Here is a 22,401-nt window from a genome sequence, read left to right on the forward strand (position 1 = left end):
TCGTATCTTGTGATATGAAAGTGAAAATTTTTCATGAAAAAGGTCCTGATTTCAGGACCTTTTCGTTATCGATTGCCGATTATTTATTCAGCCTTTTGACATCAACCCACGACATTTACACTTTTGTGCTGATTAAATCAGCAGCTTGAAGCCTTGTATTCGTCGCCATATCTGTCATTAACCTGCGATTTGCGCGAGTACGACTTCATGGTGATCTTTGGTTTTAAACTTATCGAACACGTGGGAAATAGTGCCATCGGTATTGATAAGGAAGCTTAATCTGTGGATGCCATCATAGGTTTTACCCATGAATTTCTTTTCGCCCCAGACCCCAAAAGCATCGGCGACACTGTGGTCTTCATCGCTCAATAAGGTAAAGTTGAGCGCTTGTTTTTCAGCAAATTTGGCCAGCTTAGCCACAGGATCTGGGCTGATGCCAAATACCGTCACATTATGGCTATCGAGCGCGGCTTTGCTGTCACGTAGACCGCAGGCTTGCACTGTGCAACCTGGGGTTGCTGCTTTAGGGTAAAAGTACACTAAAACAGGACCTTGCTTGAGGCTGTCGGCCAGTGAAACTAACGTGCCATGTTGATCCTGCAGGGTAAATTGAGGCGCTTTTGCCCCAGCCGTTAAGGTATTCATCTATTATCCTCTGTCCTCTAAAATGGCTGTGCCTTCCATACGACGAATAGTGCAATCTAAGGTCATATCTTGGGCGAGTTGATAGATACTCTGTTCGAGCTTTTCTAGTTCAACTTTTTCAGGAATATTAATGGTCAGCGACACGTTTTGCGTCTGCTCACTGTCAGGTAATTCTTCGGAGAAAGAGCGCACTGCAGCCAGATCTAATGACCTGTCGGCAAGGAACTGGGTAATGCGTTTAATCGTGCCACGCTGGTCTTTACCTGTGAAGCGAACTTCAAGGCGAGAAAGGTAATTTTGTGGTGTGTGTTTAGAGGTGCGTTTCATCACTGTCATCAGTTCTAACTCAACGCTGAGACTGGGGAGCATGCTTTCAATTTTCGTTATTGATGCCCACGAGCCTGACAACATCATGATAAGGGTAAATTCGTTACCAAATAATGCCATACGGCTGTCGACGATATCGCAGTCACAGTCACTGGCAAGACGAGCTAGTTTACTTACGAGTCCAGGACGGTCGAGACCCATCGCTGTTACGACCAGGAAATTGGTCATGAATTTTCCTCACTTTTTCGATATCATAGAGCGAAAACTCAGGGTTGAAGCTGAGTTTTTGTGCGGGATGTAATGCTACCATAACTAATTCAATTTGAGAGCCCCGTTAATGCTTGTCATTAGTGGTTGGCATCAGTACCATAGCGAATCCTGAAATCTTGGGGAAAGTCAGATGATAAACGGAAGCATCGTAGCCTTAATCACGCCAATGAACAGTGATGGCTCAGTAGATTTTGCAAGTCTTGAAAGGTTAGTCGAATTCCATATTGACCAAGGCACAGATGCCATTGTGGCCGTTGGTACAACTGGCGAGTCAGCGACTCTGCCTATGTCTGAGCATGTAACGGTCGTTTCACAAACCGTTAAATTTGCTGCGGGCCGCGTTCCTGTCATTGGTGGCAATGGTGCCAATGCCACATCTGAAGCCGTTGAGCTCACCAAGTCCTTATCTAAGGTGGGTGTCGCCGCTATGCTTGGCGTAACGCCATATTATAATAAGCCAACTCCTAATGGATTGATTGCGCATTATAAAGCGGTTGCTACCAGCACAGATATTCCACAAATTCTTTATAATGTCCCTGGCCGTACTGCCGTTGATATGTTGCCAGAAACCGTTGCCGAGTTAGTCAACGTGAGCAACATTATTGGCGTGAAAGAAGCGACCGGTGACTTATCCCGTGTAAAACGTCTGCGCGAACTGTGCGGCGACGATTTTCTCTTGTATAGCGGCGATGATGCCACTGCCAGAGAGTTCTTACTCTTAGGCGGTAATGGTGTGATCTCAGTCGCTAACAACATAGTGCCACAAGCGTTTAAAGCTATGTGTGATGCGGCGCTGGCGGGTAATGCTGAGCTTGCGCTGAGTATAGACACACCACTGCGCGGTTTATACAGCACACTATTTTGTGAAGCCAATCCTATCCCAGTAAAATGGGCTGCCCATCGCATGGGTTTGATTGAATGTGGCCATATTCGTTTACCTTTGACTGAACTTTCTGAGCAATGTCATGGTCTGTTGATAGAAGCAATGACTCGTGCCCAGATAGAGGTTAAATAATTAATGTTAAAGAAAGTCACCCCACTGATCTTAGTTGCTGCCGTTGCAGCCTGTAGTTCGCCACTTGAGCGTCGCCAAGCGAACGGTACTGAAGACTATGTTCAGGCTGAGCAAGCACCTTTGCTTAAGATCCCTGCCGGATTGAAAACACCGCCCTACAATAAAGAATTCGATGTGCCAGCATTAGGCCCTAAAGCCAATGCTTCACTCTATGGTAAAAGTTTAGATATCCGCCCGCCACTGCAAGTGCTGCCTATGGCTGAAGGTACTCACGTGGAAGAGGGCAGCGACAACATTAAAATCGTGGTCGAATCTATCGACAATTCGGTGGACTTAAAACAAGAAATCTTTACTAACTTAGACGGTTTCTTGGCCCAAAAAGGGATTGCCGTTCGTAGTCGTGATGTCGAAAAAGGCAGCATAGAAACCGATTGGATAGAAAATCGCGAAGTGATCGAATCAAACATGTGGGGCTCAGATAAAGTTTATCTGCTGCGTCAACGCTATCGTTTTGATGTGGAAACACGCCCACATGGTCGTACTGCGAATATCGTTATTCACTTAGTTGAACACGAAGAGTTTTACGACGATAAAGCACAAAACGTGTTATTAAGCGGCGAAGATAAACAAAGATACACGATTGATATGCTGAACAGTGCTATTGCGTACATCAGCGTTAAACGTGACCAAGCGATTCAAGCGAATCGTTTGAAGCAAACCTTAGGTATCAATGTTGATTTAGTCACGCCAGAAGAAGGCAAAGCCTACTGGTCTGCTAAAGCCCCTTACAAACAAGTGTGGGATCGTCTGCGTATCGTGCTGCCGGAAATGGGCTTCGAAATTTCCGATATGGATAGCGCGAAAGGATTGTACTTTATCAAGTTTGACGATAACTCGGGTTTCTGGAGTTCATTGTGGGGCGACGATAAGTTAGCGCTCAAAGAAGGCAGCTACCGTTTACTGCTTGAAGATGGTGATACACCTGAAGACACTAAGATCTTCCTCCGCGATGCTGAAGATCAGCCATTAAGCGATGAAGTCGTTACCAATGTGTATCAGTCACTGTCAAACCTGATGAAAGAAGAACGCAAGCTGCGTTAATTTCAACAGTTGATGAGAGAAGGGCGAATTATCGCCCTTTTTTATTGGCTGCGATTTAGCGCTATGGAGCAGGTTTTGATGATTATCTAAGCAAACGGTGTTTTAGGGTTTAATTGTCTATATATCAATAATTTTTAAATGGTTTTAGCAATAAACTCCGCTGGATTTATCAATTGCAGAGCTAATCACTAACCACCCTCATTATCGTACTGCATTCTGGCCACTCCGCCATGTATATCGCCAAAGAGACTTAATCACACATATTTTGCGCTATTGGCGTAATTTGTAAGAAAAAGTAAAACGTATTGATGCGATGATGTGAGTGAGTAAACTAGCCGTCATTAATGCGAGTCATCCCTTGGAAGCCCGATGAAAAAAATTATTCTAATAATCGCCCTATTGGCCGCGGCATGGTTTGGATATCAAGCCATGCAACCGCAAGAGATTGCCACCGCGCAAATGAAACTCATGCCTAACGTAGTGATCGCCACTGCTGCCATGGCACCTATTCGCGATGAAGTGGAAGCCATCGGCACCAATAAAGCCGCAGAATCTGTGACCATAACCCCTAAAGTCACCGACATGGTGATAGCACTTAAGTTTGATGATGGCGACATAGTTAAGAAGGGGGACTTGTTAGTCCAACTGCAAAATGCGGAACAGATTGCTAAGGTAAAAGCCGCGCAAGTTAAAGTCAGTGATAATCAACGTGAATTCAACCGTATCAGTTCGTTAGTCACCAGCCGCACAGTGGCAGAGTTAGAACGCGACAGATTACAAACCCTTATCGATACCACCCGCGCAGAGCTTGAGCAGGCGCAAGCATCACTCAATGATCGCAGTATTCTGGCGCCTTTTAATGGCCGTTTAGGTTTACGCCAAATCAGTGTCGGCAGCCTAGTATCGCCCGGCACTGCGATCACTACCTTGGATGATATCTCTAAGATTAAACTCGATTTTTCAGTGCCTGAGCGTTTTATTCAAGATTTAGCCCCAGGTAAGAAAGTCGAAGCTAAAGCCGTGGCCTTTCCTGATTTTACCTTCAAAGGCGTGGTGACCTCGATTGACAGCCGCGTAAACCCAACGACGCGCACTGTGATTGTCCGCGCCGAAATCCCCAATCCTGAGCTGCGTTTATTACCGGGCATGTTGATGAAGGTAAAACTCATCAAACGTAGCCGCGAAGCCTTGATGTTGCCGGAATCTGCCATTATCCCGATCCAAAACGACCACTATGTTTACAGTGTTAATGCCGACAATGTGATTGAGCGTAAACAAGTCACTATCGGGATTCGTACCCGTGGTTGGGTGGAAATCTTAGACGGTTTAGCTTTGGGTGAAAACGTGGTGATCCGTGGCTTATTGAAAGTCCATCCTGGGGATAAAGTGCAAACGGAGTTCGCGGAAAAGTTTAGTTATCTTGCGGATACGAGCGCGGAGCCAAGTGTATGATCCTGACTGATCTCTCAGTAAAACGTCCCGTATTTGCCTCAGTGATCAGCTTGCTGCTGGTCGCTTTTGGGCTTGTCTCCTTTGATAAATTGCCCCTGCGTGAATACCCAAACATCGATCCTCCTGTGGTGTCTATCGACACTAACTACCGCGGCGCCAGTGCCGCCGTGGTAGAAAGCCGCATTACCCAATTGATTGAAGACAGGATCAGCGGCGTCGAAGGCATTCGGCACGTGAGTTCATCGAGCAGTGATGGCCGTTCATCCGTCACCTTAGAGTTTGATATTAGCCGTAATATTGAAGATGCGGCTAACGATGTGCGCGACCGTATTTCTGGCTTACTCGACAATTTACCCGAGGAAGCCGATCCCCCAGAAGTGCAAAAAGCCAATGGCGGCGATGAAGTGATCATGTGGCTCAATTTGGTGTCGGATCAAATGACGACCCTCGAATTGACCGATTACACTAACCGTTATTTAGCCGACCGCTTTTCTGTGGTCGATGGTGTGGCGCGGATGCGTATCGGTGGCGGTAAAGTGTATGCGATGCGGATATGGCTCGACAGACAAGCCTTGGCATCGCGTAGTTTAACGGTTGCCGATGTAGAGGCTGCGCTTAGAGCCGAAAACGTCGAGTTACCCGCAGGTTCGATTGAATCTAAGGAGCGGCACTTTACGGTGAGGCTCGAGCGGGGTTATCGCACCGCAGAAGATTTCGCGAACTTAGTGATCACCCAAGGGGAAGACGGTTACTTAGTTAAATTGGGTGATGTCGCGCGGGTGGAAATTGGCTCTGAAGAAGAGCGGATTATGTTCCGTGGTAACAAAGAGGCGATGATAGGTTTAGGTGTGTCTAAGCAGTCAACCGCCAATACCTTGGAAGTGGCGCGCGCGGTGAATGCACTGGTTGATAAAATTAACCCAACCTTGCCAGCGGGCATGTCCATTAAGCGCAGCTACGATAGCTCAGTGTTTATCGAAGCCTCGATTAAAGAAGTGTACCAAACCCTGTTCACTGCGATGGTCTTAGTGATTATCGTAATTTATCTGTTCCTTGGCAGTGTGCGCGCCATGTTGATCCCCGCGATCACTGTGCCTGTATCCTTGCTCGGCACCTTTATTGTGCTGTATGCGCTTGGCTATACCATCAACCTCTTGACCTTGTTGGCGATGATCCTTGCCATCGGCATGGTGGTGGACGATGCGATTGTGATGCTAGAAAACATCCATAGACGTATCGAAGAAGGGGACTCACCGCTCAAAGCCGCTTTCCTCGGTGCGCGTGAAGTGGCCTTTGCGGTCATCGCCACCACCTTAGTCTTGGTAGCGGTGTTTATGCCTATCACTTTCCTTGAGGGCGACTTAGGTAAGCTATTCAAAGAGTTTGCTGTGACCATGAGTGCGGCAGTGCTGTTCTCAAGCATAGTCGCGCTAACGCTCACACCTATGATGTGTTCCAAGTTACTCAAGCCGAGCTCGCAGGATTCTTGGTTGGTGCGTAAGGTCGACGGCATCATGACCAAAGTGTCAAACCGTTATCAATTGTCGTTAAAATCCGCCATGGCCCACCCGTTATTGATGTCGGTTTTGGTGTTGATCGCGTTAGGCTCTAGCGCCTATTTGGTCCAAAAAGTGCCGCAGGAATTTGCGCCGCAGGAAGACCGAGGTTCGTTATTCTTGATGGTTAACGGACCGCAAGGCGCGAGTTACGAATACATAGAATCCTACATGAATGAAGTGGAAAACCGCTTGATGCCGCTGGTTGACACGGGTGATATAAAACGTCTGCTGATCCGTGCTCCCCGTGGCTTTGGCCGTTCGGCGGATTTCTCTAATGGTATGGCCATCGTCGTGCTGGAAGATTGGGGCAAACGTCGCCCCGTTAAAGAAGTGATTGCAGATATTAACAAACGGCTTGCCGATCTTGCTGGGGTGCAAGCGTTTCCTGTAATGCGCCAAGCCTTTGGCCGCGGCGTGGGTAAACCCGTGCAGTTTGTGATTGGTGGACCTAGCTACGAAGAACTGGCCCGCTGGCGCGATATTATGATGCAAAAGGCGGCACAGAATCCTAAATTGCTCGGTTTAGATCACGACTATAAAGAGACTAAGCCGCAGCTTCGCGTCGTCATCGACAGAGATAGAGCGGCTAGCCTTGGGGTATCGATTTCAAATATTGGCCGTACGTTGGAATCCATGTTGGGCTCACGCTTAGTCACGACCTTTATGCGTGACGGTGAAGAATACGATGTGATCATTGAAGGCGAGCGCGGTAATCAAAATACCGCAGCGGATCTGCAAAACATCTATGTACGTTCCGAGCGCACTCAAGAACTTATCCCGCTGTCGAACTTAGTGACGGTGGAAGAGTTTGCCGACGCCAGTTCGCTTAACCGTTACAACCGCATGCGCGCTATCACCATAGAAGCCAGTTTAGAAGATGGTTATAGCCTAGGTGAAGCCCTTGATTATATGAATCAATTGGCGCGTGCTTATTTGCCTGCAGAGGCGGTAATTAGCTATAAGGGTCAATCCCTCGATTATCAAGAGTCGGGTAGCTCTATGTACTTCGTGTTCTTGCTCGCGCTGGGAATTGTATTCCTCGTGCTGGCGGCGCAGTTCGAGAGTTACATTCACCCTATGGTGATCATGCTGACTGTGCCGCTGGCGACCGTGGGCGCCTTAATTGGTTTGTGGCTCACGGGGCAGAGTCTTAATATTTACAGTCAGATAGGCATTATTATGCTGGTCGGGTTGGCGGCCAAAAACGGCATCTTGATTGTCGAGTTTGCGAACCAATTGCGGGATAAAGGCGTTGATTTTGATAAGGCGATTATCCAAGCCTCGGCGCAGCGTCTACGACCTATTCTGATGACTGGCATCACCACCGCCGCTGGCGCCGTACCTTTGGTCATGGCCGCAGGCGCGGGCGCTGAAACCCGTTTTGTGATTGGTGTGGTTGTGTTGTCGGGGATTTTACTGGCAACCCTATTCACTATCTTCGTGATCCCAGCCGCTTATGGACTCTTTGCCCGTAACAGTGGATCGCCCGAAGCCATAGCCCAACAGTTAGAAAAAGAACTAGCCCAAGACTAACGCCTACATCGGCTAATGTTCAAAGCACACATATAAGGCGCTTGGTATTCATCAAGCGCCTTATTTTTAGCCATTCGAACCTCGTTTTAGCCCTTGCCCTTGAAAAGCAAATTTGGAGCCCCATTTAGTAAACACTAAGCGTTACTTTTACCAAATTGCGTAACAAATAAAGGAAAATTTCATGTCACAACAAGAAACTCATGGTTTTCAAACAGAAGTCAAACAGCTGTTGCATTTGATGATCCACTCTTTGTATTCCAACAAAGAAATTTTCTTGCGTGAACTGGTCTCCAACGCTGCGGATGCAGCGGACAAGCTGCGTTATCTGGCGTTGACCAATGACGCTCTGTACGAAGGCGACGGTGAACTGCGAGTCCGAATCAGTGCCGATAAAGAAAAAGGCACTGTGACCATTGAAGACAACGGCGTGGGTATGACCCGTGACGGCGTAATTGAGCATTTAGGCACAATCGCAAAATCAGGCACCGCTGATTTCTTTAAAAATCTATCGGGCGAATCTTCAAAGGATTCACAGTTAATCGGCCAATTCGGTGTCGGTTTCTATTCAGCCTTTATCGTGGCAAAAAAAGTCACGGTTCGTACTCGCGCTGCCGGTCATAAGGCTGATGAGGCCGTATTGTGGGAATCAGAAGGCGAGGGTAGCTTCACCGTTGATACCATTACTAAGGCGAGCCGTGGTACTGAAATCACCCTGCACCTGCGTGATGAAGAAAAAGAATTTGCCGATGATTGGCGCCTGCGCTCGATCATCACTAAATACTCAGATCATATCTCTGTGCCGGTCGAAATGTGGCAAGAGGGTACGCCAGAGCGTGATGGTCCAGATGGCGAAAAAATTCCTGCGACCGAAGGTCAATGGAAAGTCATGAACAAAGCGACTGCTTTGTGGATGCGCAGCAAAGCTGACATCAGTGACGAAGAGTATCAAGAATTTTACAAACACATTTCCCACGATTATACCGACGCGCTACTGTGGAGCCATAATCGGGTAGAAGGTAAGCAAGAATACACTAACCTATTGTATATTCCTGCCAAAGCACCTTGGGATATGTGGAACCGCGATCGTAAGCACGGCCTGAAACTGTTTGTGCAACGTGTGTTCATCATGGATGACGCCGAGCAATTTATGCCATCTTATCTGCGCTTCGTGCAGGGCTTAATTGACTCAAACGATTTGCCGCTGAACGTATCCCGCGAAATTCTGCAGGATAACCACGTGACCAAAGCGATGCGTACTGGTATCACCAAACGTGTGCTTGGCATGCTGGAAAAACTGGCGAAAGACGATGCGGAAAAATATCAACAGTTCTGGGCAGAATTTGGTCAAGTGCTGAAAGAAGGGCCAGCGGAAGATTTCGCCAACCGTGAACGTATCGCTGGCTTATTACGTTTTGCCTCGACCCATACGGGCAGTGCTGCGCCGACTGTGTCACTCGATGACTACATCAGCCGCATGAAAGAAGGCCAAACTAAGATTTATTACATCGTTGCCGATAGCCATGAAGCCGCCGCTAACAGCCCACATTTAGAGTTGTTACGTAAGAAAGGCATCGAAGTCTTACTGATGTCAGAGCGTATCGACGAGTGGCTAATCAACCACTTAACTGAGTACAAAGAGAAACAACTGCACTCAGTGACTCGTGGTGATTTAGAACTTGGCGAGCTGGAAGATGCATCTGAAAAAGAAGCGCAAGAAAAGCTTGAGCAAGAATCTGTAGCTTTAGTTGAACGCATTAAAGCGGCATTAGGCTCGACTGTTGCGGATGTGAAAGTCACGTCACGCTTAACCGACACCCCAGCCTGTGTAGTGGCGGGTGAAGGCGAAATGTCGACTCAGATGATCAAGCTGATGCAAGCTGCCGGTCAACCAGTGCCAGAAGTGAAGCCGACATTTGAGATTAACCCAGCGCACCCATTAGTGTCGCGCTTAAATGATCTTCAAGATGAAGCCGCCTTCGCGGATTGGTCGAATCTGCTGCTGCAACAGGCGCAATTATCTGAAAAAGGTAGCCTTGCGGACCCATCGGCCTTTATCAAGCTGATGAACCAAATGTTACTGGCTAACATGAAGTAAATGACTATCGGGGCCTTTTTTGAACGGCCCCGATATTGTTTCTAGTGCAGGAAGAGTGGTTTGTGCCTAGAGCACTCCACTTCCGTGTTGCATCAATTCAAAAGGTGGTCGACATTCTGACATTGATGCGCCTTGAATTGAAGCACCCTAGGCGCTCTGAAACTCGACTCTTCAGGTTGCTTGGGTATACAAGCTGTTAAGACAACGATTTTAAAATAGCGCGTTGAAACTGAGTGCTAACACTTAGTTTTAAAAGCATAAGGCCTCCTATGTTTGAGGCCTTAAACGTTAAGGGAATACTATGGACAATATCCTCAGCCTGACTAAAGACAATATTCAGCAAGTGGTTGATGCCTCGATGCAGCAGATCGTGGTATTAGCATTTTGGGCACAGCCGCAGGAACAAAGTGTGGCTATGCTGCACACCTTAGAGCAAATTGCCGCGCAAAATGCGGGTCGATTCGTGCTCGCTAAAGTTGACTGTGAAGCAGAATTAGAAATTGCCAATTACTTTCGCATTCAAAGTCTACCGACCACGTTAGTATTGGATAAAGGTCAGCCTGTCGATGGTTTTGCTGGCCTGCAAGATGCGGTGCAAGTCACAGCCATGCTGGATAAACATTTACCGCCTATGTGGCAGTTACAGTTAGCACAGGCCAAAGCATTACTCGCCCTTAGTCAAGTGAGTGCAGAGGATCTTGCCACTGCTGCCGTGTTGCTTAAAGACGCGCATGCAGGCTCAAATCAAGCGGGTGAGGTGAGTTTAGTGCTCGCCGATGTGTATCTGATGCAGGGCGAATTAGTGCTAGCGCAAGCCATGCTTGAGAAAGTCGGGCTTGCCGACCAAGACGGTTACTTCCAGAGTTTAAAAGCTAAGCTCGCACTTGCCCTAGATGCAGCGGATACCCCTGAAATTCGCGATTTACAGCAAAAGTTTGAGCAAAATCCAACAGATTTAGTGTTATTACTCGAGCTGAGTAAGGCATTGCATGCCGCCCACCGCGATGATGAAGCATTAGATCTGTTATTCGGTGTGCTCAGTAAAGATTTAGGTGCTGAAAATGGCACTGTAAAACAAGTATTTATGGAAGTGTTAACGGCACTTGGCCAAGGTAATCCCATAGCCAATCAATACCGCCGTAAGCTCTATACCTTGCTCTATTAATGAAAAAAATCGCTTAGTAACCGCAGTTTATTTGCGGTTTCTGAGGCTAAAGTCGAAGCTAAAACCCTTCTCAATGGCGGCCAGATGTGCGAAGATCGCCGCCCTAAGAAGAATATCAATGCGAAAAGAGGACTCTTGAGATGCGCATTATCCTATTGGGCGCCCCAGGTGCCGGTAAAGGTACCCAGGCCCAGTTCATTATGGAACAGTATGGTATCCCACAAATTTCCACTGGTGATATGTTACGTGCCGCGGTAAAAGCCGGTACTCCACTGGGTTTGGAAGCGAAGAAAGTGATGGATGCTGGTCAACTGGTTTCTGATGATCTGATCATCGGTCTGGTTAAAGAGCGTATCGCACAGGAAGACTGTGTTAAAGGTTTCTTGTTAGACGGTTTCCCACGTACTATTCCACAAGCGGATGCGATGGCGGCAAACGGTATTAGCATTGATCACGTGATTGAAATCGACGTGCCAGACGAAGAAATCGTTAAGCGCATGAGCGGTCGCCGTGTTCACCCAGGTTCTGGCCGTGTTTACCATGTGGTTTTCAATCCACCTAAAGTGGAAGGTAAAGACGACGTAACGGGCGAAGATTTAGCTATTCGTCCAGATGACGAAGAAAGCACAGTGCGTAAACGTCTTGCGATTTACCACGAGCAAACTAAGCCTCTGGTTGAATACTACGGTAAAGTGGCTGCAGCTGGTCAAACTCAATACAACAAGTTTGACGGTACTCAATCGGTTGCGGCAGTGAGTGAGCAGCTTGCCAGCGTGTTGAAATAACCGAAAAAGCATAATTTACGAGAACGAGTTCTCATATTAGAAAAAAGCCTGCCGATGCAGGCTTTTTTTATGGGTATCGCAATGTTAGCCTCCAAGTGAACTTCATTAACCATGAGCCTAACGTTGAATCCTTCCCCTGCTTTTGGTGTGTTATTGGTTAACCTCGGCACGCCTGATGAACCTAGCCCTAAGGCCGTAAAACGATTTTTAAGGCAGTTTTTAAGTGATCCGCGTGTCGTTGATTTATCGCCGTGGATTTGGCAACCGCTGCTGAACGGCATTATCCTCAACACCCGTCCGGCGAAAGTCGCCAAACTCTACCAAAGCGTGTGGACGCCGGAAGGCTCGCCCTTGATGGTGATAAGTGCACGCCAAGCACAAAAGCTGGCGGTGGACTTAAGTGCCACGTTTAACCAGACCATTCCTGTTGAACTGGGTATGAGTTACGGCAATCCCTCCATCGATGCGGGATTTGAGCGCCTGAAAGACCAAGGGGCAGAGCGCATTGTTGTGCTGCCTTTGTATCCCCAATATTCCTGCTCGACGGTGGCAAGTGTATTCGATGCCGTTGCCCGTTATCTTAAAACCGTGCGTGACATGCCGCAGGTTCGCTTTAATAAAGACTATTTTGACCATAGCGCTTATATTGCTGCGCTGGCACACAGTGTGACGCGCCACTGGAAAACCCATGGGCAGGCCGACAAGTTGCTCTTGTCATTTCATGGTATTCCACTGCGTTATGTGAAAGAGGGCGATCCATACCGTGAGCAGTGTTTTGTCACGGCTAAACTGTTGGCGCAAAAACTTGAGCTGAGCGAGTCGCAATGGCAGGTGTGCTTCCAATCGCGCTTTGGCCGCGAAGAATGGCTCACGCCCTACGCCGATAAACTATTGACCGAGTTACCTGCGCAAGGGATCAAAAGTGTCGATGTGATTTGCCCTGCGTTTGCGACCGATTGCCTCGAAACCTTAGAAGAAATCTCCATCGGTGCGAAAGAAACCTTTTTACATGCGGGTGGCAGCGACTATCGGTTTATCCCTTGTTTGAACGACGATGAATCACACATTGAATTATTACGGCAATTAATCCAAGAACAAGCGGTATCTTGGGTATAGGAGCACTGGCTTCGAACTGATTTTGTGATAGAATCTGCGCCCTTCCGGCTAAGGGGTGGTTTTTTTGTCTCGCTAGCCTAGACTCAATATTTTTAGGATGCTGCTTGGCTTGACCGCCTCGGCAGACGCCAATTAGCATGGATGCCAGGAAAAGAGAGCCACTATGAAGTTTCCCGGTCAGCGTAAATCAAAACATTATTTTCCGGTTAAAACCCGAGATCCGCTGCTTGAACAGCTGACTCAACAGCCTCAGCCGTTTGCGACCTATATCAGCGGTATTGATCAAACTTTAGTGGATATCGAAGCGAAAGTGGAGGACGAATTGCTGAGCCGTTATGGCTTACCAAAAGGCAACTCGACCCTGATCAATGATGAACAGGCCCACAGACTCTACACTGAGTTAAAAATTCATGGCTTGATTAGCGATGAATTTGCTGGTGGCACGATTGGCAACACAGTGCACAATTATTCTATTCTGGCCGATGACCGTTCAGTGTTATTCGGGGTGATGAGTCAGAATATCGAAGTGGGCAGTTACGCTTATCGCTATTTATGTAATACCTCTTCTAAAGTCGACCTTAACTTTCTACAGCCTGTAGATGGCCCTATCGGTCGCTGTTTTACCTTGATTTCTGAGTGTGGCGAGCGGACATTTGCGATTAGCAAAGGCTCGATGGATAAACTCACGCCTGAATATATTGATAAAGATGTAATACAGGGCAGCTCTGCCTTAGTGCTGACCGCATATTTAATGCGCGCCAGCGATGGCGACCGTATTACCGATGCGGCCATGTGCGCCATCGAATACGCAAAAGCCGCCGAGGTGCCGGTAGTATTGACCTTAGGCACGCGTTTTTTGATTGAAGAAGATCCGCAATGGTGGCAAAACTTCATCAAAGAACATGTCACCATTTTGGCGATGAATGAAGATGAAGGTGAAGCCTTAACCGGTTCACGGGATCCTCTGCTCGCCAGTGAAAAAGCCTTGGAATGGTGTGACATGGTATTAACCACAGCGGGTCCAATCGGGCTTTATACTGCGGGTTATACTGAAGATTCTGAAAAGCGCGAAACCGTTCATACCTTGTTGCCGGGCGCGATCCCAGAATTTAACCGTTATGAGTTCTCCCGTCCAAAGCTTAAGAATGACTGTGAAACACCAATCAAAGTGTTTGCCCACATTTCACCTTATATGGGCGGTCCAGAAAAAATTGGGAATACTAATGGGGCAGGTGATGGCGCGTTATCGGCGTTATTGCACGATCTGGCGGCTAATACTTTTCACAAGACTAACGTGCCGGGTTCGAGTAAACATAAGCGCGATGGCCTGTGTTATTCCTCGTTTTCTCAAGTATGTAAGTACGCTAACCGCGTCGCCTATGAAGTATTAGCCCAGCATAGTCCGCGTTTATCCCGTGGTTTACCTGAGCGCGAAGACAGCTTAGAAGAATCCTACTGGGAAAGATAAGCCAGTACCTGTATTGGTATTAAGCTGACTGATTTACGCTAGGGCAATAACGGCAAACCGTTGTTGCCCTTATTTTTATGGCGTTTATCAACAATCAATCGGCCAAGCGCTAATTTTAACTACAGGCAGTTGCGAATAAATGTTAACGTTAGTCGGGTTCAGATAGTCCAAATAAAGCGATTATTTAAGGTGGAATTTTCGGTGAAAGCGCAAATCTTAAGAGAAATGAAAGTACTCACGGCCATAGAGCCAGAGTTCGAAGTGCAACGTCGGGTCGCGTTTATTAAAACCAAACTAAAAGAAGCGCGCAGCAAGGCATTGGTATTAGGGATCAGCGGTGGGGTGGATTCTTCTACCGCTGGGCGTTTGTGTCAGTTGGCGGTGGACAGTCTAAACCACGAAAATAGCCAAGGCGGTTACCAGTTTGTCGCCGTGCGTTTACCCTATCAGATCCAAAAAGATGAGCATGAGGCGCAATTAGCCTGTCAGTTTATTCAGCCCTCTAAATTGGTCACAGTGAATGTGCATCAAGGTGTTGATGGCGTACACAGCGCTACCGTCGCCGCGTTAGCCGAAGCTGGATTGCCTTTGCCCGATGTGGCAAAAGTGGATTTTGTTAAGGGTAACGTTAAAGCTCGTATGCGGATGATCGCTCAATACGAACTCGCCGGACTCGTAGGTGGACTCGTCGTGGGGACAGATCACAGCGCCGAAAATATCACAGGTTTTTATACCAAGTGGGGCGATGGTGCCTGCGATTTAGCGCCATTATTTGGTCTTAACAAGCGCCAGGTTCGCCAACTTGCCGCGTATCTTGGTGCGCCAGAGTCTTTAGTGCATAAAGCGCCGACCGCGGATCTAGAAGACAATAAACCGTTACTCGAAGATGAAGTCGCACTGGGGCTAACCTATGCCCAAATCGATGATTTCCTTGAGGGAAAAGACGTCGGCAAGGCGGTTGAGGACAAGTTGATTGGTATTTATAAGGCGACGCAGCATAAGCGTCAGCCTATCCCAACGATCTACGACTAACGCTAAATCGTACACGAATAAGCACTCGCTTGAACTCAGTTCACGAGTGCTTTTTTATGTCTTTTTACCTAGTTGCTGAGCTAGTGGCAGCCTTTACAGCTGTTGGCGTCGCTGTAACGAGGAGACTGGCTGCGATTATTCATTAAAGCTGGCTATCCTGCAGGGGCATCTCACTGGGGGATGTTGCAGAGGAATGTTGCTGAGACCTGTGACAGTGGCATCTGGTCGCAACATTTAGCCACGGCATCTTGTTGTAGGGATTATGGCACGACTAAGTGTTGCCGTGTCAGAGCGATCAGCTGGTTTGGGTATTGGCATAATCCAAATAGGGCGTGAGTAAACAATGCTGCCCCTGCGAAGATGGAAGCGTCATCGCGGTTATGGATTTGTTTTGGGCGGTTAAATGCTGCGCATGGATATCGCTTGCAGACATGGTGAGTCCTAAACACTTTGCAGCCACTTGCCCCGCGATGAGATGGATCTTCGTGTTTGCCATCAACTCAGTGCCGCTTATGCAGATCAGTTCATTTTGCTTGAGTAACACTTGGTCACGATAGCTGCGCCAATCCTCTCCGACCGCGCTGATTTTTGCCATAATAGTGAAGATCTTACGCCAATGATTGCCATTTAACGCTATCAGAGTCGCGACAGCGTCTGGTTGAGTGTAATGCCAGTTGTCAGGTATCAGCGGCGCAGTAGGAAGATAGTAGGCGAAGCTAGCGTAGGGATTACCGATAATCATCGAGAGCGTATAAGTTTCGTTGGAATAAGGCGCTTTCGATCCTAACCCAATTAGGGCTTATGCAGTTAATAAAATAGCGCGGTTTATGGCTGTGGATGTTATTACGGTAAAAAATTTGAAGGATGTTTTTTTCTAACCGTATAATTGGCTTGCTCATTTTATCTTATTGTTATGTAGGAACAGCCATGAAGGCCATCATCATAGGTTCGACAAAACACCTATTCTTAGCCGCATTGTATGCGAGCATTGGCATAGCGCTGGCGTTACTCGCGACCGGGATTTACTTTCTCAATGCGCGCCCTGAATTGTCGTTATGGCATACGGTCGAGCTAGATAATGAGTTCCATTACAATACTAAACTCGCTAGTTTTAATGAGTACTTAGCGCTAGAAGAGCGCTTATTCGCCGAAGTTGAGCGCAAAGTCGTCCAAAAAATTCCTGCCAATGAATTCTCTCCCGTGAACCGCTATGTCAAAAATAGCTTATCCGATCCTGCCCATTGGCCCCAAAATTGGAATCGCAGTTATGAATGGCCCGTAGCCGATGCCGAGTTTGGGATATTGCTGCTCCACGGCATGTCAGACTCGCCCTATGCCTTATCCAATGTGGCAGCGCATTTTAAAGGTAAAGCCCATGTTCTGGGTTTAAGATTGCCAGGGCATGGCACCATTCCGAGTGGCTTAACTGAGGTTTATTGGCAAGATCTTGTCGCCGCGGTGAACTTAGCCACAGCGCATATGCGGCAATCTCTGAAGTGTAAACCGCTATTTGTTGTAGGCTTTTCGACCGGTGCCGCCGTAGCGCTTAACCATGAATTAGAACGTATCAGTCAAGATAAGAACCCAGATTATGCTGGGATGATTTTTATCTCTCCCGCCATAGGGTTAGCGCCATTAGCGGCGGCCGCGCGCTGGCAGAGTTGGATAGGCCGGTTGCTGGAACTGGATAAACTGCAGTGGAACAGCATTCAAGTGGAGTACGATCCCTTTAAATACACTTCTTTTGCGGTCAATGCGGGCGATGTGGTGTATCAATTAGCGCTACGTAACCAAGGTTTATTGGCTGGATTAACTTTGCCGCAAAGGGCACAAATTCCATCGATACTCACTTTTCAGTCGGTAGTGGATGCAACCGTTTCAACCTCGGCTGTGGTGAATAATCTGTATCAAACGTTACCAGAAAAAGGCCATGAGCTCGTGCTGTTCGACATGAACCGACTCGATGTGAATGCCAAAATGGTATCTAATGATCCGCTGGCGGGCTTGTTGGCGAGTATCAATAGTCCTGCGCTGCATTATCGCGGCACTGTGGTGGAAAATATCAGTCACGAAACCACGCAAGTTCAAGCGCGTAGCTTTGGTTTAGCTGCGCAGGGTAAAGTGGTCACAGAAGGCAATGAACAAGTGCGTGCATTAGATCTGTATTGGCCCGCCGGCGTGTATTCCTTGTCCCATGTTGCGTTACCCTTTGGTGTGGATGATGGCCTCTATGGCGCGATCATTCAACCTGATTCACATCGGATCCAAATCGGTGCCACGGCTTCACGGGGAGAGCGCGGTTTATATAGCGTGTCGGCATCGGAAATGTTGCGCCAGAAATGGAATCCCTTTTTCCCGTATCTACTTGAGCGCATGGATGAGTATCGACTCGCCCATATGCACTAGGATTTTGTGATTGATTAACCGCTCAGCTAATCTGGCCTTAACCTTCTTTACCTTTGAACGACTGCCTCTTCAACAGCTTTCTCCTAAACAAGCGCCAGTTAAACAATCAGGCTGCAAACAACCCGATCACGTCCCTGTTCCTTTGCCAGGTACAAGTTATTGTCGGCCTGTTTAAGCCAGTACTCTAAGGAGTCGCTATAGGTGGCATTGGCAATCACAGCGCCAATACTCGCCGTGACATTGAAGCTTCGATTATCCTGCGGATTGATTATCACAGTATCAGCGAGTTGCTGTTTAAATTCATTAAGATGTGCTTCGACTTTCAGGGCATTACACATAGGCAAAATCAGTAGAAACTCTTCGCCGCCGTAGCGCGAGATTAAATCAATATCCCGTTTGAAGAGCGAGGTTAAGAGTTTAGCAACCACTTTTAAACACTCGTCGCCGCCCAAATGACCATAAGTATCATTGATTTGTTTGAAGTGGTCCAAGTCCATTATGGCAAGTGTCATGGCATCTTGACCCCGCTCGCACATCTGTTGGATGAGCGGGAATTGGTGTTCGGTATAGCGGCGATTATAGAGATTCGTCAGCGGATCGCGCTCGGCTAAATCCTTTAATTTCACATTAGCGGCCTCTAAATCTTGGGTGCGCTGCTGTACTTTTTGTTCAAGTTCTTGTTGGTGTTCGAGTAAGGTTTGCTGGTTTGAGGCCAAACTTTCATACAAGCTATAGATCTCTTTAGGGGTACTTTTATCGAGTAGATCATGCTCAAACTTCTCGTCGCTGGCTTTTTCTTGCTTAGCGGGACCGAAATGCTGCGCTAAAAGCGACAGAGGTTCGGTCAGTAACTTACTGATGGCTTTAGTAATAAAAAAGGCGCCGACTAAGGAGCAAAACAGCAAAATTACCGTGTTGACATATTGGCGTTCAGCCAGTTTTAAAAGCGGCACAAAAGGTTCTAAAACATAGAGTTGCCACCCATTGTTTAACTTATGCTGGGCATAGATGTACTCAGGGGTATTTGAATCTAGATTATGCAGGTTCATCAGTTGAAGCCGGGCGCGATATATCTCGCTGCCTTTGCTGAATGACAAGGGGGTGAACGGTGCGAGTCCTAACCCTTGGGAGGCATAAATCAGATTATTGTTCTCATCGGTCAGTAAAATAGATTGCTGCTCATGGTGCAGGTTTTGTTTATCTATGCTGGAAAAATAGCGTAAATCTAAGCTGCCTTCGACTATCCCTCTGGCTTGATTGGGAGCATTTGGACTAAAAATGGGGGCACTGATGGCAACGATTACGTCATTACCAAAACCTCTACCGATAAATGCGGGTGATACAAAGGTTTTATGGTTATAAAACGCTTGGATAAAGTATTCCCTATCCATCACAGAAGGGATTTCTGCTAGGCGGTCTAACTCAACTATATTGGCCATTGGACTGGCTGCGAGTAAGTTGCCTTGTTCATTCGCAATCAGCATGGTTTTAAAACCTTGATTACTATCGTGTATGCTTGAAAGTAATGCCTGCCACTCATTGATGTCTGCATTCGACAGGCTCAAAAACTTGGCGGTACTAGCGATGACTTGGGTGTTGTAAGCGAGATAGTTGTCGGTTGCATGGCTCAAATGGGTTGCCGTATCGTCCAGATTGCGATTAATCATCACTTGTTGTTTATCAATAAAAAAGTGATTAAAGGCTAAGGATGAAACTAATAAACTTACAGTAATGATTAAGGTAAACAAGTAACTGAGCTGCGAGCTAAAAGTGCGCCGGTTAAGATTGGTCAGCTTGCCTTTAAAATGCCATAGGCTTGGAATAGCAACCACACAGAGTTCGCCAATTGCAGCGTAAATCATGCCATTAACGGCTTGTTTTATCGCGGTAAAAGGAATGTGGCTGGCGGGCATTTTAGCAATGACAGCCACATAAATGGCTAACAGCGGGATCCCCAATAATACCCAATAACTCACACTGGCATAGAGTATTTGAATATCTCGGCGCCTTGCAAAACCAAGCCATAATGCTTCGAGTAAAAACAGTAAATACACGTGCGGGCTCGACCACACGATCATGAGCCCCGTTGCGGTAAATAGGGCGGTGATCAACGCATACCAAGGCCCTAAGAGTATTGCCACTATCACCACGGCCACGTTGCCGAGAATCAATTGCACATTAGCGAATAGAGGGATGGGAAAAAGATTCAGAGCTAAGCCGAATACCCCAAAAATAATGGCCAGTCTGAGATGGGTGGTTTGGAAGGCGGGTAGATGCAAAGAAAAGTCCCTTTAGAAAATGGCTTGTGTTAACTGTCTGTGATTATGGCACAAATAAACCCAACGCCTCTATCCCAGTCATTCAATTACCTCCCCAAACAAAGCTATAACGTAAATAGATTGTTGAAGCTGATGATAGAAATGGATTGTCGAAACGGATTGTCGAAACAAATAGTGCCATTAGATGATTTCGCTGAAGATAGGTCAATTCTCGTCAGTCGCAGGCTGACGAATGCTATAACCAATGGATAAGGCCATTTCCGAACGGTTATCGATGAAAATTGTGTCATTCAGAACATAAACTAAGCAGTTGTTCAAAGAGATCTCATGAAGCCCTTGCGCAGTTGCAAGGCAATTGCTACAGTTCTGGCTCACTTAAGATAAACCCCATAAACAGTATCTTAGGTGATAAGTGATTTAAAAAATTAGCTTGAAATAGCCAGTACGTTATAACGGACTAAGTCAGCGCTAATAATACAATTCACTTAAACAATTTCGGTATGTAGCGCAGCCCGGTAGCGCACTGTCATGGGGTGTCAGGGGTCGGAGGTTCGAATCCTCTCATACCGACCAAATTCAAAATAAAAAAGCCTGTAAACTTAATAGTTTGCAGGCTTTTTTATTTTAATCCGATTTTAATATTCATTTTTAAGCGGTCAAACTATGGTCGAACTCAGGTCAAACAGGCTTTCAATAACCGAGGCCATTCAGGCCCGTTTGCCTTAGTTTTTCTAGGCTAATTTGCCATGTTAATCTCTGCATGTGGTACCTCAGTCCATTCCAAATGATCACGAACATAGACCTTGGTAGACTTCGAATCGGTATGCGCCATGCGGCCTTGAGGATCAATCCCCATATCCGAAAACAGTCTTGCAGATAGGGCGCGGATTTCATGAAAAGTCGGCCGCTGATTAACTTCAAGGTGACTAAATAATCCAATGTCATCCCTTACCGCAGAAAATGCTCTGCTAAGGTAGTTTGGATCAAGCTGATAACGATGGTTTGTTTCAGCGCTTTGCCTAGTATTTCGCTCAGGAACCCGATGAACAACATACGGGCATAAAATCCCATCACGGCTTCTATCTATAATCCCTTTAATCTCCTGACCAATAGGGATAGCGACATGGCTAGCTTCCTTTTCCTCAACTTTTTGCCTATGGATAAACAGCGTTCCATAAATCCCATCAACCGGAGCCTCAAACCAAATACAGCCGCATTGCCCATCCTTAGGTTTTTTAATGCTGTACTTAATTCGAGAAATTTCTAACCTTGCCTGTGATGCTTGAAGCGCTAACTCCATTGCTGTTTGTAACCAAAGTGGCGCCGCAGCGTGGATAAGTTTGAAAGCATCCAAACTTAAGCGTTGGCGTTCTTTGCCTTTGGTTTTACGCTTTTTCATCTTTTTGGCGGCAGGGTTATCAACCATCAGCGATTGATCAATGGCGTAATTAATCAACTTTTCAATGAAACCCAGTTTGCGATTATGCACATTCGCACTCGCGTTAGGATGGTACTGGTTAAGAAATCCATTAATATGCTCAAGGCCAATATCCTGGCTTGGTATAGCCTTGAAGTACTCCTTCACTCTCGACGCATCGTTTAGCATAGTGCTAGCGAATTGCTTACTGGGTGACTCCTCTTTGAAAATGATCTCCATCAAACGGTCAACATGATCAGCAAAAGGAAGTTGCTGCTCAGATTCAATACCGCCCGAAGCCTTTATCAGGTCATCTACAATCAACCCAGAACTTGGGCGCATGATCCGGTTATATTCATTTGCTATCTGTATTGCTTGGATTTTATCTTTACCCAGTGATTTCCTAATACCGTTAATCAGGGTAAAGCGGTAAACGCCAGAGTCGATCTCATATCTTAGATATGAAGGAAGATTCTTATTTACCGGCATTTTTGGGCGCACCATGATACTTACACCGATTCCGCGACCAGATGCATAACCGCATTACTGACAACCTGCGGAACGCCAAAATACTGATCCTCATACACATAGACAGTGCCACTAATGACGGCACCACGAATTTTACCTTTCAATATCCACGTAGAAATCGTTCTATTTTGCGGCATTGACCCTTTAGTGAACTCGCGGCTAGCCCATTCGCGTGCCTTCATTAACTTTGCTGTGTTTTTCATAATAG

General features: G+C 46.9%; 16 protein-coding genes, 1 tRNA gene and 1 pseudogene. 12 read left to right on the forward strand and 6 right to left on the reverse strand.

Features of this window, described 5'->3' with window-relative positions:
• Positions 1 to 177 precede the first annotated feature (177 nt).
• Both bcp and Q4Q57_RS09670 read right to left on the reverse strand, forming a co-directional pair.
• Positions 178 to 645 carry a thioredoxin-dependent thiol peroxidase gene (gene bcp / locus Q4Q57_RS09665; RefSeq protein ID WP_311890689.1) on the reverse strand — a complete coding sequence of 156 codons (468 nt, stop codon included), beginning with the start codon at positions 643 to 645 and terminating at the stop codon, positions 178 to 180.
• A gap of 3 nt (positions 646 to 648) precedes the next feature.
• Positions 649 to 1,200: an ACT domain-containing protein gene (locus Q4Q57_RS09670; protein ID WP_311890690.1), complete on the reverse strand. Its 552-nt coding sequence runs from the start codon at positions 1,198 to 1,200 to the stop codon at positions 649 to 651.
• A 172-nt stretch (positions 1,201 to 1,372) separates the two neighbouring features.
• Between Q4Q57_RS09670 and dapA the strand changes: the two genes are divergently transcribed.
• The 10 genes from dapA to nadE all read left to right on the forward strand — a co-directional run bounded on the left by dapA (position 1,373) and on the right by nadE (position 15,563).
• A complete protein-coding gene (gene dapA, locus Q4Q57_RS09675) occupies positions 1,373 to 2,257 on the forward strand; it encodes a 4-hydroxy-tetrahydrodipicolinate synthase (protein WP_311890691.1) in 885 nt (294 codons plus the stop codon).
• A 3-nt stretch (positions 2,258 to 2,260) separates the two neighbouring features.
• On the forward strand, positions 2,261 to 3,358 hold the full coding sequence (gene bamC, locus Q4Q57_RS09680) for an outer membrane protein assembly factor BamC (protein ID WP_311890692.1): 1,098 nt from the start codon (positions 2,261 to 2,263) through the stop codon (positions 3,356 to 3,358).
• A 369-nt stretch (positions 3,359 to 3,727) separates the two neighbouring features.
• Entirely contained in the window at positions 3,728 to 4,810 is a 1,083-nt protein-coding gene (locus Q4Q57_RS09685; protein ID WP_259510572.1) for an efflux RND transporter periplasmic adaptor subunit, read from the forward strand.
• On the forward strand, positions 4,807 to 7,902 hold the full coding sequence (locus Q4Q57_RS09690) for an efflux RND transporter permease subunit (RefSeq protein ID WP_006082057.1): 3,096 nt from the start codon (positions 4,807 to 4,809) through the stop codon (positions 7,900 to 7,902). The genes Q4Q57_RS09685 and Q4Q57_RS09690 overlap by 4 nt, the downstream gene beginning before the upstream one ends.
• Before the next feature lie 181 nt (positions 7,903 to 8,083).
• Complete coding sequence (gene htpG / locus Q4Q57_RS09695) at positions 8,084 to 9,997, forward strand: molecular chaperone HtpG (protein WP_311890693.1); 1,914 nt, start codon at positions 8,084 to 8,086, stop codon at positions 9,995 to 9,997.
• A 301-nt stretch (positions 9,998 to 10,298) separates the two neighbouring features.
• On the forward strand, positions 10,299 to 11,162 hold the full coding sequence (locus Q4Q57_RS09700) for a tetratricopeptide repeat protein (RefSeq protein WP_311890694.1): 864 nt from the start codon (positions 10,299 to 10,301) through the stop codon (positions 11,160 to 11,162).
• Positions 11,163 to 11,302: 140 nt separating this feature from the next.
• Positions 11,303 to 11,947 (forward strand): adenylate kinase, encoded by a 645-nt coding sequence (gene adk, locus Q4Q57_RS09705; RefSeq protein WP_006082054.1) that lies wholly within the window; start codon positions 11,303 to 11,305, stop codon positions 11,945 to 11,947.
• Positions 11,948 to 12,058: 111 nt separating this feature from the next.
• Positions 12,059 to 13,063: a ferrochelatase gene (hemH, locus tag Q4Q57_RS09710; protein ID WP_311890695.1), complete on the forward strand. Its 1,005-nt coding sequence runs from the start codon at positions 12,059 to 12,061 to the stop codon at positions 13,061 to 13,063.
• A 163-nt stretch (positions 13,064 to 13,226) separates the two neighbouring features.
• On the forward strand, positions 13,227 to 14,531 hold the full coding sequence (locus tag Q4Q57_RS09715; RefSeq protein ID WP_006086215.1) for an inosine/guanosine kinase: 1,305 nt from the start codon (positions 13,227 to 13,229) through the stop codon (positions 14,529 to 14,531).
• A 201-nt stretch (positions 14,532 to 14,732) separates the two neighbouring features.
• Positions 14,733 to 15,563, forward strand: coding sequence for an ammonia-dependent NAD(+) synthetase (gene nadE / locus Q4Q57_RS09720; protein ID WP_311890696.1), 831 nt, complete (start codon positions 14,733 to 14,735; stop codon positions 15,561 to 15,563).
• A 260-nt stretch (positions 15,564 to 15,823) separates the two neighbouring features.
• Here the strand turns inward: nadE and Q4Q57_RS09725 are convergent.
• A pseudogene (locus Q4Q57_RS09725) lies at positions 15,824 to 16,305 on the reverse strand (DUF6942 family protein).
• A gap of 185 nt (positions 16,306 to 16,490) precedes the next feature.
• On the opposite strand from Q4Q57_RS09725, the gene Q4Q57_RS09730 reads away from it, so the two are divergent.
• Entirely contained in the window at positions 16,491 to 17,969 is a 1,479-nt protein-coding gene (locus Q4Q57_RS09730; RefSeq protein WP_311890697.1) for an alpha/beta fold hydrolase, read from the forward strand.
• 98 nt (positions 17,970 to 18,067) lie between these two features.
• Here Q4Q57_RS09730 and Q4Q57_RS09735 read toward each other — a convergent pair whose 3' ends face one another.
• On the reverse strand, positions 18,068 to 20,248 hold the full coding sequence (locus Q4Q57_RS09735) for a diguanylate cyclase (RefSeq protein WP_311890698.1): 2,181 nt from the start codon (positions 20,246 to 20,248) through the stop codon (positions 18,068 to 18,070).
• Between the two features lie 496 nt (positions 20,249 to 20,744).
• Here Q4Q57_RS09735 and Q4Q57_RS09740 point away from each other — a divergent pair.
• A tRNA-Pro gene (locus Q4Q57_RS09740) sits at positions 20,745 to 20,821 on the forward strand.
• A 163-nt stretch (positions 20,822 to 20,984) separates the two neighbouring features.
• Here the strand turns inward: Q4Q57_RS09740 and Q4Q57_RS09745 are convergent.
• Both Q4Q57_RS09745 and Q4Q57_RS09750 read right to left on the reverse strand, forming a co-directional pair.
• Entirely contained in the window at positions 20,985 to 22,169 is a 1,185-nt protein-coding gene (locus Q4Q57_RS09745) for a recombinase (RefSeq protein ID WP_012089466.1), read from the reverse strand.
• A 5-nt stretch (positions 22,170 to 22,174) separates the two neighbouring features.
• Entirely contained in the window at positions 22,175 to 22,396 is a 222-nt protein-coding gene (locus Q4Q57_RS09750; protein ID WP_012089465.1) for a hypothetical protein, read from the reverse strand.
• Positions 22,397 to 22,401: the final 5 nt, after the last annotated feature.

Source organism: Shewanella sp. SP2S2-6 (assembly GCF_031931965.1).
GTDB classification, from domain to species: Bacteria; Pseudomonadota; Gammaproteobacteria; order Enterobacterales; family Shewanellaceae; genus Shewanella; species Shewanella baltica.

What these genes read in the sequence shown, in the direction of transcription:
- Q4Q57_RS09730 (WP_311890697.1), top strand. Translation starts at nt 16,491, where the DNA reads ATGAAGGCCATCATCATAGGTTCGACAAAACACCTATTCTTAGCCGCA.
- Q4Q57_RS09750 (WP_012089465.1), bottom strand. Translation starts at nt 22,396, where the DNA reads ATGAAAAACACAGCAAAGTTAATGAAGGCACGCGAATGGGCTAGCCGC.
- Q4Q57_RS09670 (WP_311890690.1), bottom strand. Translation starts at nt 1,200, where the DNA reads ATGACCAATTTCCTGGTCGTAACAGCGATGGGTCTCGACCGTCCTGGA.
- Q4Q57_RS09685 (WP_259510572.1), top strand. Translation starts at nt 3,728, where the DNA reads ATGAAAAAAATTATTCTAATAATCGCCCTATTGGCCGCGGCATGGTTT.
- Q4Q57_RS09690 (WP_006082057.1), top strand. Translation starts at nt 4,807, where the DNA reads ATGATCCTGACTGATCTCTCAGTAAAACGTCCCGTATTTGCCTCAGTG.
- bcp (WP_311890689.1), bottom strand. Translation starts at nt 645, where the DNA reads ATGAATACCTTAACGGCTGGGGCAAAAGCGCCTCAATTTACCCTGCAG.
- dapA (WP_311890691.1), top strand. Translation starts at nt 1,373, where the DNA reads ATGATAAACGGAAGCATCGTAGCCTTAATCACGCCAATGAACAGTGAT.
- Q4Q57_RS09745 (WP_012089466.1), bottom strand. Translation starts at nt 22,169, where the DNA reads ATGGTGCGCCCAAAAATGCCGGTAAATAAGAATCTTCCTTCATATCTA.
- htpG (WP_311890693.1), top strand. Translation starts at nt 8,084, where the DNA reads ATGTCACAACAAGAAACTCATGGTTTTCAAACAGAAGTCAAACAGCTG.
- Q4Q57_RS09715 (WP_006086215.1), top strand. Translation starts at nt 13,227, where the DNA reads ATGAAGTTTCCCGGTCAGCGTAAATCAAAACATTATTTTCCGGTTAAA.
- hemH (WP_311890695.1), top strand. Translation starts at nt 12,059, where the DNA reads ATGAGCCTAACGTTGAATCCTTCCCCTGCTTTTGGTGTGTTATTGGTT.
- Q4Q57_RS09700 (WP_311890694.1), top strand. Translation starts at nt 10,299, where the DNA reads ATGGACAATATCCTCAGCCTGACTAAAGACAATATTCAGCAAGTGGTT.
- adk (WP_006082054.1), top strand. Translation starts at nt 11,303, where the DNA reads ATGCGCATTATCCTATTGGGCGCCCCAGGTGCCGGTAAAGGTACCCAG.
- bamC (WP_311890692.1), top strand. Translation starts at nt 2,261, where the DNA reads ATGTTAAAGAAAGTCACCCCACTGATCTTAGTTGCTGCCGTTGCAGCC.